The following is a 9,012-nucleotide window of genomic DNA, read 5'->3' as shown; positions in this document are numbered from 1 at the left end:
TCTTTTGGCGGTAGCTTTGGTTAGAATATAAAGAGGATCAGTTCTCCTAATAAACTTCTTTAAAGTTTATTAGGGGTGACCTATTACATTATTGGAGGCTCCATCGCAGGCTGTGCTTTGGCCTTGTTATTAAAGGATAAGTTTCAAGTTACTGTTTTTGAACGAGGACATGACTTACAATCACGAGGAGCTGGCATCACTTTATCTGTTGAATTATTACAATCATTAATCAACAAAAATCTTATTGATAAAAATACACCATCATATAGCTTCACTGCACGAAGTTTTTACTGTCAATCCAACGAAGATCCTATTTTCGGCAAATTTTTATGGCAACAAAATCTTTCAATGGCCAGCCTACATTGGGACACTTTATTCACCAATTTAAGAAAAAGAATACCCAATCAAATATACCACCAGGACTGTAAAGTAGTCGAAGTACAACTTCAGGATACAACTAAGAAAGTTATTTTAGAATCTGGTGAAGAGTATTTATTTGATTTCATCGTTTTTGCAGATGGAGCTCAATCTATAGGGCGAGAGCTCATATCGTCCCAAGCTCGATCCAGACTTGAGTATTCAGGTTATGTGGCATGGAGAGGGACTTTGGATTTTAATGTGATAAACAATAAATCACTTTTCAATACTCAAGGACTGTATTACTGCTTTAACAAAGGGCATTTATTAACTTATCCCATATACCATCATCAAATCAATAAACTCAATTGGGTTTTTTATGAAAAATTAGCGCTAGAAGATCTAGAAGCATTAGGCTCCACCACCCCGGTCAATTTTTCAACAAAAGCGAAGCAACATCTACATCAATTAGCTCATAACAATTTACCCCAAATAGCAGCCCAAATAATACTTGATACCCCATCCCCATTTATGCAGAAAATTCTGGATGTATGCAGCGATCGATTTACATCACAAGGAGCTCTTTTATTAGGAGATGCCAGTACTGTATTACGCCCTCATGTAGGAAATGGTGCTTCTTTAGCGATACAGGATGCTCTTAGTCTCAATGAGCATTGCATCCAAACTAATGATTTTCAACAAGCGGTTGTTGCATGGGAAAAAGAGGCTCTTCCTAAAAGATTAGCCATGTATGATTTATCAAAACGAATGGCAGAAGCATTAGTTTTAAATCCTGTAGTGTGGCAAGAAATGGATGAATCAAAAATGTCTTCCTGGTGGGAACGAATCATTCGTGGTGAACAATGGTATACAACTAGGGATCAAAAAAACTAGGCCCTTAAAAAGTATAACGATTAGCAGGCTCAGGTCTGTCAAACCCCATTTTTTCAACTATATCAGCGACTTTTTCATCATCATCCAATTTAATCCTGAGAAAGTCCAAAGCTTCGGAAGGAATTGTTGCTTTATTGCCATCATTTTCAAATCTCACAATATGACTAAGATTTTGGCCATTATGCTGCATAGGATATTTTTCTCCTGAACCATAATAAGAGAGTCCTTTGAATCCGAAATCATCCAATAACTTTTTAAAAGTTTGTGCATCTTGGGCATTGTCAAAAGCCATTTTAAAGGTTCCCTTCATGTCCCCCTTACTTACCACCGGGATATCGCTGTTCTTTGATACTGATTTACCATCAAACATTTCTTGAATGACGGAGCTAACCTGGCTCGCACCTTCTTTTGGTAATGTTTGGCTTGATTTTGGTGATGTTAGGATGGATTGAGACAAACTTGGATTTGGTGATCTCCTTTGCTGTGCTTGATTAAAATGATCAACTAAACCCTGAAAACGACTTTTATCCGTACTTTTTTCCCAATTTGAAGTTGAACTTCGCCTAAACTCATAACCAACAATCTTGTCATCTTGAACAACAAGGCGTTGATTACGATTTTTACTGTACTCATATTTTGGCTGCGAAGGTGAAAAAAGATTCTGGAAGGGATTTTGCTGATTCACTTGAGGTGGTGGTGGCGATGTTGTAAATGATTGAGCATTTTGATTATTTTTAATTAATGCAGCAGAGGTTTTTTGTACCAGTGTTGGACTCAAGTCCGACGTATCAGGCTGATTGAATCCCTGATCTTTCCCTGATTTTTTTCTAACATCAGTAAGTGCAACTTGAACTCCTTGCTGGTATTGGATTTGTGCATTTGCATAGGAACTTGCTACTTGTGTGGTCCTGAATGTTTTTAATTCTGGCACAGGGGAGTTTTTATCAAATTGCTTGTTTTTAATCATCATGGCAAATGCGGTTTGGGAATTACCAAGAATGTTCTTCCCTTTACCACCAGGACCAGTACCCCATTCTTCCTCTGGCTTTTGCCCTTTACTTAAACTACTAGTATCCTCAATAATAGTAGCAGGCCCCTTATTGTCGCCAAAAGCATCACCCAATTCAATAGATTTGTGAATGCTGTCACGAAACTCTTGGGATTGCTGATATTTAGCTGCATTAATTTGCATTTGCACGAAAACCTTATCATTATCCCATGCCTTATTAAATCCATTGGACGTCATGTATGCGTGATGCGTATTGGGAATATGGTAAGGACTAGTCGGATCTCTTAATCCACCAAGAATTGCCGACGGACTTTTTTCATTTTGCCAAGCAGCTAGATATTGCTGTTTATATTCTGGTTTTATTTTTTGAAAATGAAGATAATGCTCAGAGGTTGGAAAATTAATTTTTCCTAAATGCGGGTCTATAAAATCATAGCCCTTACCTTTATTATCATCAAAATTACTTAAAGCGAAATTCTCTTTTCCTCTCTCATAACCGGAAACACAAACATTTTTTCTATTGGGTGGATTTCCGTCATTAAGATATAGTTGTCCACCCATAATAGTCCCCGCACACAAAGAAAATATATATTTATATTATATACAACTATATTCCTGCATGAGTAAAATAAGTGCTAAAATTTACCTCATAGCCTGGCTAAAGAAACTTGATAGGAAAAAATAATTGGAAAATTTTTAATTTACTTATGTTTCTCTCGTAGATTTATCAAATAACGAGTACCCAAAAAACCAACAATCACCCCAGCAAAGTTTGCCCAATAAATTGGCCAAGAAAAAATTCCAAGTCCTACAATATTAGGGCCAGGACAAACTCCGGTCATTCCCCAACCAATGCCAAAAATTGCCGCTCCAAGAATAAGTTGCCAGTCAATTCTTTCTTTAGTAGGCAAGTCATAACATGCTTGGAGTAACGGTTTCACCAACCATTTACGTAATTGAAACATAAGAAAAGTCACCACTAAAGCAGTAATGAAAGTGACATACAAATTGATCCGAAATGTATCAGCACCAATTTTTAAACCAGAAATAATAATATCTGGGCTATACATTCCTGTTAAAATTAAACCCAAACCAAATATTAAGCCAAGAATTAATGAAATAAGTCCTTTCATATTCTATTTCCTTAATGAATCAGCCAAGCAGTAATAATTGCCACAGGAAAGAAAACTCCTACAGCTATCATAGAGCGTTTACGTAAAAGAGACAATCCACATAATCCATGACCACTTGTGCAACCACTTCCAAGAAAAGTGCCTCCACCAACAAAAATTCCACCAAGAAACATAAACCAATAGCTTGTTTTAAAAATTGCAGTGGGATCAGCCACATTCTGTGTCAGATTAAAGAGTAATCCAGCTAAGAACAATCCTACTAAAAATAAAAGTTTATCCCTGTTTGGCCTATGGGTTTTAAAATCCCATGAGTTAAAAAGAATACCACTACATCCAAGAATTTTCCCTTGAATCAATAACATCATTCCAGCAGCTAATCCAAGAAGAATCCCTCCCAGAATTACTTTTATTTCAATGATCATTTTAGCTAGGTCTCCTTGCTTTCCATTTACTCCAATTCTCTGGGTTACCTTTCAAAAATTGTTGTGCAAACTGATAGAAACGTGAAAGAAAAATAACTCTCTGTTCATAATAAGGTGTTAAGTAGGGATCAGCTCGATGAACATCAAATAAATTATAATAAGGTGGAATTGATGCATGGCGCGCAATAATTTCATCAAAACTTACCTTATTCGCATTTTTTAGCATATCATACATGACTAAAAAGGTGGTTGTACGCCCTTTACCTCCTCGACAATGTATATGAAACCACGCGTCTTTGGGTGTATTTTTTATTATTGTCAAAAAAACATCGACCTCTGAATCACTGGGGGCCATATGATCCGTTACGTATAACCGATGATATTCAAAACCTAATCGAGAAACTAATTCTCTTTCATTTTTAATTTTTTTAACTGAGATATTTTTGCCGCTCGAATACTCCTTTGCTGCAAACTGTTGCGAAGATAAAACACCTTTGGCTTTTTTCTCTACTTTTAATGAGTTAAGCCAATTTTCTTGTGCAATAAGACTTTGTTCATTACTTTTTCCTCGATTTATCCAATCATATTCACTCACTAAAGTAATTGCACGACCATTCAAATATCCATGACTTTCCTGACGTAAATCTAACACCAGTATCGATTTACCCTCTATTCTCCTGTGTTTCGCAATGTAGTCCGCAATTTCTTTCCAGCCTTTTTCACTCGGCTCTTCACTACCTGAAATAGATAATTCATTAATACCAAAGTTATTGCCTTGATAAACCTCAGCAATCATGGATGCATCGCGTAACCATTTTAATGGGGAAGAAGAAAATTCACTGTCTTGGACAATACAAGGGTTATTGGGTGTTGCATCACACATTTGAGTTTCTGTTTGAGCAAAAATAAATCCTTGAAATAATAATAGCGTCAAAGTCACTATAATGCTCTTAAAATAGACCATGAATTAAACCTTAAGGGTAATATCACCCATTTTATGTTAATTTTTTTTTTTACTACAAGTCTGCAAAAATAAATAATTTTTTATTAGGCATATGTATATGAATCCTAGTTTTGGTGATGACAATAAGAATGAATAAACTGAATCACTACGTTAGCAAAATGAGCATCCCATAAGTTCTGATGCCCTTTATCTGGAAATGCCACCCATTTCTTTGGCTGATTTGCAAATTTGAAAAGAGTTAAGCCCTGGTTATAAGGAACAACCTTATCTAGTTGACCATGCAACATTAATGTTGGTACATGAATCTTTTGAATACGTGATAAAGAATCATACTTATCGATTAAAGGAATAGGTAACCAAAAATAATGATATCGGGCTAAGGCAGTGAGCGAGGTATATGGCGATTGTAGTACCAAAGCACAAATCGGAAACTCTGTTGCCAATTGAGTGGCCACTCCAGTACCTAAAGACTCTCCATAAAGTATAAGATTATTCTCTTGAATACCTTGTTGATGTAAAAATTGAATTGCTGCACGCCCATCCTGGTAAAATCCTAATTCTGTTGGGTTGCCAGGATTTCCTCCATACCCTCGGTATTCAAGTAATAGTACTCCGAACCCTTCTGAAAGAAATTGACGCACCAAGCTCATACGATAGCCAATATGTCCTCCATTTCCATGCAAATACAAAATTGTGGGGTTATTATGTGTAGATGGCTTATACCAAGAGTTCAGAATAAGTCCTCCAGCTTCATGTATTTGAACCACCTCCATATCTTGTGCTTGGAAATCTTCAGGATTAGGTTTTTCAGTGGCAGGGAAATAAATAAAATGACGTTGCAAAAAATATGCAATAAAAAAAATTAAACCGATCAGAAAGAGAAGAAACAAAAATTGTTTTAGTATCATGAACTTTCTTCTAAATTTATAACTTCAATAAGGCAGGAAAAATGCACTTCTCCTACGTCCTGTGACTTCCTGTTCCCAGACTTTATTCAAGATACCTAAATTTGACCTATTATAAAAGAGATTCCTCTTATACCTAGAAAACAACAAGCGTGTCGCTTGTTTTTATCATCGTAAATTAGCGCCCTTCGAAAAGGATTAACCTTGTCACCTTATTTTACACGGATATTCATGTACTATTTTTTGAGCCACTTAATTCCACAGAAAAAAATCACGCTTATACAATACACCATATTTTTTTCTTATATTATCTAAATGTATTTCCACGGTGCGATGAGAAATACATAACAATTTTGCAATTTCCTTGGCAGTCATGCCCTTAAGCGTATAATGCAAGCACTCCCGTTGTCTTTGCGTTAATTCTAAGTCTGAAAAGATACTAGGTTCTTCAGCGATGCCAGACAAATAAGGACCATTGTCAAAATCAGGCTTCAACTTGGTAATATTGACTTGAGCGTCGTGAAGCTGTAGCAAAACAGGCGCCATTTCTTGTTTAAAATAAGATATAAACCTTTTAAGCTCAAGCATGTAATTCAAGTAGGAATTGATTACCCAGCTATTTTTGTTAGGCGCAGCAAAAATTGCAAACTCCATTCCATGCGCTTTTTTTTCAGCAATAACTAAACCATAATTCAAATCAAAATACTTTTCGGCCTCTCCGATAATCGTATCTTGAAAACGTTCTTCTTCATACGCTGCCGTATAATAAACCCCACTATGATAAAACCGTGGATGTACTAGACTAGGGTCATGCATGTAAAAACAATGCTCAGCAGAATATTCTAACCAATCAGGTTGATTACCAATGATGCACCATTGTCCTGTATTGGATACTGTTTGCCAACAAAAATAAGAAATGCCGTAACGCTTTATTGGATTAATTAATTCATCTATTTTTTTAGAATATCGACCAGAAACAGTCTGAATCATATCGAGCAACATAGATTAAGATAAACAAAAATTTAATTGCTGAATATTTTATCATAAAGAGAATATGTCGGGAAACATGAGCTTGTGTTTCCCATTTTTTAATCTTCTATTTCATGACCCCCCCCTTACTTAGAATGTTTTCTATTAAAGCGAATTCGTCACCAAAAGAAATACGTAATTGCTACGTATATTATTTTTTCCTCTGCGCACTTATCTTTTTATCCACATCTGTTTTCTATAAATATTCTATTATGAAAGACCTTTTTAACTATGAAGAATTGATTAGCCGAAATTACCAATATATTGCTCCAAAAACACAAGAAAAAATACAAAAAACAAGATTGGTATTTTTGGGAACGGGTTTATCGAGTACCATCGCAGAATGTTGTACTCGTTTAGGGTTTACTAAAATATATCTCCAAGATGGAGACACCATTGAGTTCAGTAATTTAAACAGGCAAGCATTTTCCATACATGATATGCATAAGTCAAAAGCTGTGGCTCTAAAAAACAAACTCCTTGCCATTAATTCACTCTGTGACATTCAAGCCAATACGAACTATATCAAAAGTATTCATGAATGTTCAGAGCAAATTAATCAAGGTGATATCATTATCAATACCATCGATTGCAACAAAACCTATTTTGATATTATTGAGTATGCACGTACCCAAAATAAACTGGTAATTTGCCCCTTCAACCCGGGATTTTCAGGCTTAGCAGTTGCCTTTAATCAAAACTCTTGCTCTTCCTACGAGTTTTTTGGTATTAACCATCAATACCACCTAAATGATTTAGAGGTCGCCAAGCAATTATTTATTAAATACCCCCAAATTAATACCTTAAAACAAGCGAACCAATCTCTAGATCAGTTTTTAGAAACGATAACCACCCAAGGCTATTTTCCACAAATCATTATAGGTGCCTTAATGACCACAGCTCTTGTTCTAACTATGATGATCAAATTTTTAAATGATGAACCTATTGCATTAGCGCCAGACATTGACTTTAAAAAATAATCCCTGATTACTGATTGCAATAAAGTGCTCATCACTATATTTTCAATACTTGATTTTATTTCAGAACGAACAAAAGAGGGATTAAAAGCTCGAGCTGTTAAAGGTATCAAACTTGGAAAACCCAAAGGCGTAATACAATCATCAATGTATAATCCAGATAAAGAGAAAATTTTGCATCTTTATCAGTTGGGGGTTCCAATACAAAAAATTATTTCAACACATTTAGGTTATGGAAAATATTTATCTCTTAAAGAATTTCTCAAAAAATGCGGTAGTTTAGAGAACATCAAGTAAAAAAATTAGTATTTTTATGGTCATGTTCTTACTTGTTATTCAATTACCTACATCATAGTTATAGGAGCTTGCAGTACAATAAATCGTTGTTACTACTATCTTCTTTAGCAGTCGAGAAAAATGAGTATCTGTTTTGGGGTACTCTTAAAATATCCTTATTTTCATTACTATAGTCAATTTCTGTAGGCAATAAAGTTAGAATGGTCTTTAAGCTTTCAGCATTTCTAGCAGCATGATCAAGTACTGTATTGCCGTCTTTGTTTTTAATCATCACCGCCTCTAGACGTTGATTTTCCGGCAATAATGCGAGAATGGCCTTTAGGATTTCAGGATTATAAGCAGCATGATGAAGTACTGTATTGCCTAATCTGCTTTTAACCATCACCGCCTCTAAGCGTTGATTTTTCGGCAATAACGTTAGAATAGCCTTTAGGGTTTCATGATTATCAACAGTACAATGAAGTACTGTATTACCATCTTTGTTTTGCATCATCACCGCCTCTAGACGTTGATTTTCCGGCAATAATGCGAGAATAGTCTTTAGGCTTCCAGCATTCGTAGCAGCCAGATGGAGCACTGTATCGCCATATTGGCTTTGAATCATCACCCCCTCTAGACGTTGATTTTCCGGCAATAATGCGAGAATGATCTTTAGGCTTTCATGATTCGTAGCAGCATTATGAAGTACTGTTTTGCTGTTTTCGTTTTGAATCATCACTGCCTCTAAGCGTTTATTTTCTGGATATAATGCTAGAGCGGCCTTTAGGATTTCAGCATTCTTAGCAGCCAGATGAAGTGCTGTAGTGCCATATCTGTTTTGTTGTTTTATTGCCACTTCTTTTTGTGACAAGATTTTTTGTGCAATACCCAAATGGTTATTGCTTAATGCGACCATCAGTGGCGTATTTTCTGCTGGATAACTGACACCATTGACTTTAGCACCTCGTTTCAGAAGCGCATCAAAAATGTCTTCATATCCTTCCTCAGCCGCCCAAAATAAAGCGGTTTTCATGTCGCCATCAAAG

10 protein-coding genes are annotated in these 9,012 nt (G+C 35.8%); 3 read left to right on the top strand and 7 right to left on the bottom strand.

The window, feature by feature from the left end:
• Nucleotides 1–75: 75 nt before the first annotated feature.
• Nucleotides 76–1,251, top strand: a complete 1,176-nt coding sequence (locus Lsan_RS09760; protein WP_058514214.1) for an FAD binding domain-containing protein — start codon at nt 76–78, stop codon at nt 1,249–1,251.
• Between the two features lie 4 nt (nt 1,252–1,255).
• Here Lsan_RS09760 and Lsan_RS09755 read toward each other — a convergent pair whose 3' ends face one another.
• The 6 genes from Lsan_RS09755 to Lsan_RS09730 all read right to left on the bottom strand — a co-directional run bounded on the left by Lsan_RS09755 (nt 1,256) and on the right by Lsan_RS09730 (nt 6,674).
• Nucleotides 1,256–2,821 carry a hypothetical protein gene (locus tag Lsan_RS09755; protein ID WP_237762097.1) on the bottom strand — a complete coding sequence of 522 codons (1,566 nt, stop codon included), beginning with the start codon at nt 2,819–2,821 and terminating at the stop codon, nt 1,256–1,258.
• A gap of 140 nt (nt 2,822–2,961) precedes the next feature.
• Nucleotides 2,962–3,393, bottom strand: a complete 432-nt coding sequence (locus Lsan_RS09750; RefSeq protein WP_058514213.1) for a DUF6691 family protein — start codon at nt 3,391–3,393, stop codon at nt 2,962–2,964.
• 11 nt (nt 3,394–3,404) lie between these two features.
• Nucleotides 3,405–3,815, bottom strand: coding sequence for a YeeE/YedE family protein (locus Lsan_RS09745; protein WP_058514212.1), 411 nt, complete (start codon nt 3,813–3,815; stop codon nt 3,405–3,407).
• A 1-nt stretch (nt 3,816) separates the two neighbouring features.
• Entirely contained in the window at nt 3,817–4,779 is a 963-nt protein-coding gene (locus Lsan_RS09740; protein WP_058514211.1) for a phosphatase domain-containing protein, read from the bottom strand.
• A gap of 104 nt (nt 4,780–4,883) precedes the next feature.
• Nucleotides 4,884–5,687 (bottom strand): alpha/beta hydrolase, encoded by an 804-nt coding sequence (locus Lsan_RS09735; RefSeq protein ID WP_058514210.1) that lies wholly within the window; start codon nt 5,685–5,687, stop codon nt 4,884–4,886.
• Between the two features lie 249 nt (nt 5,688–5,936).
• Nucleotides 5,937–6,674, bottom strand: coding sequence for a helix-turn-helix transcriptional regulator (locus tag Lsan_RS09730; RefSeq protein ID WP_058514209.1), 738 nt, complete (start codon nt 6,672–6,674; stop codon nt 5,937–5,939).
• Nucleotides 6,675–6,925: 251 nt separating this feature from the next.
• Here Lsan_RS09730 and Lsan_RS09725 point away from each other — a divergent pair, with 251 nt between their 5' ends.
• Both Lsan_RS09725 and Lsan_RS09720 read left to right on the top strand, forming a co-directional pair.
• Nucleotides 6,926–7,693, top strand: a complete 768-nt coding sequence (locus Lsan_RS09725; protein WP_162265598.1) for a ThiF family adenylyltransferase — start codon at nt 6,926–6,928, stop codon at nt 7,691–7,693.
• A 24-nt stretch (nt 7,694–7,717) separates the two neighbouring features.
• Nucleotides 7,718–7,987 carry a hypothetical protein gene (locus Lsan_RS09720; protein WP_237762096.1) on the top strand — a complete coding sequence of 90 codons (270 nt, stop codon included), beginning with the start codon at nt 7,718–7,720 and terminating at the stop codon, nt 7,985–7,987.
• A gap of 58 nt (nt 7,988–8,045) precedes the next feature.
• Here Lsan_RS09720 and Lsan_RS09715 read toward each other — a convergent pair.
• Nucleotides 8,046–9,012, bottom strand: a 967-nt coding sequence (locus Lsan_RS09715) for an ankyrin repeat domain-containing protein (protein WP_237762095.1), incomplete at its 5' end; no start/stop codon positions are given.

This window comes from Legionella santicrucis (assembly GCF_001468135.1).
Taxonomy (GTDB): Bacteria; Pseudomonadota; Gammaproteobacteria; order Legionellales; family Legionellaceae; genus Legionella; species Legionella santicrucis.
This window is presented reverse-complemented; position numbering and strand designations above follow the sequence as displayed.

Bases quoted from the DNA above. Each gene is read 5' to 3' on its own strand.
- Lsan_RS09725 (WP_162265598.1), top strand. From the start codon at position 6,926: ATGAAAGACCTTTTTAACTATGAAGAATTGATTAGCCGAAATTACCAA.
- Lsan_RS09750 (WP_058514213.1), bottom strand. From the start codon at position 3,393: ATGAAAGGACTTATTTCATTAATTCTTGGCTTAATATTTGGTTTGGGT.
- Lsan_RS09745 (WP_058514212.1), bottom strand. From the start codon at position 3,815: ATGATCATTGAAATAAAAGTAATTCTGGGAGGGATTCTTCTTGGATTA.
- Lsan_RS09755 (WP_237762097.1), bottom strand. From the start codon at position 2,821: ATGGGTGGACAACTATATCTTAATGACGGAAATCCACCCAATAGAAAA.
- Lsan_RS09730 (WP_058514209.1), bottom strand. From the start codon at position 6,674: ATGATTCAGACTGTTTCTGGTCGATATTCTAAAAAAATAGATGAATTA.
- Lsan_RS09735 (WP_058514210.1), bottom strand. From the start codon at position 5,687: ATGATACTAAAACAATTTTTGTTTCTTCTCTTTCTGATCGGTTTAATT.
- Lsan_RS09740 (WP_058514211.1), bottom strand. From the start codon at position 4,779: ATGGTCTATTTTAAGAGCATTATAGTGACTTTGACGCTATTATTATTT.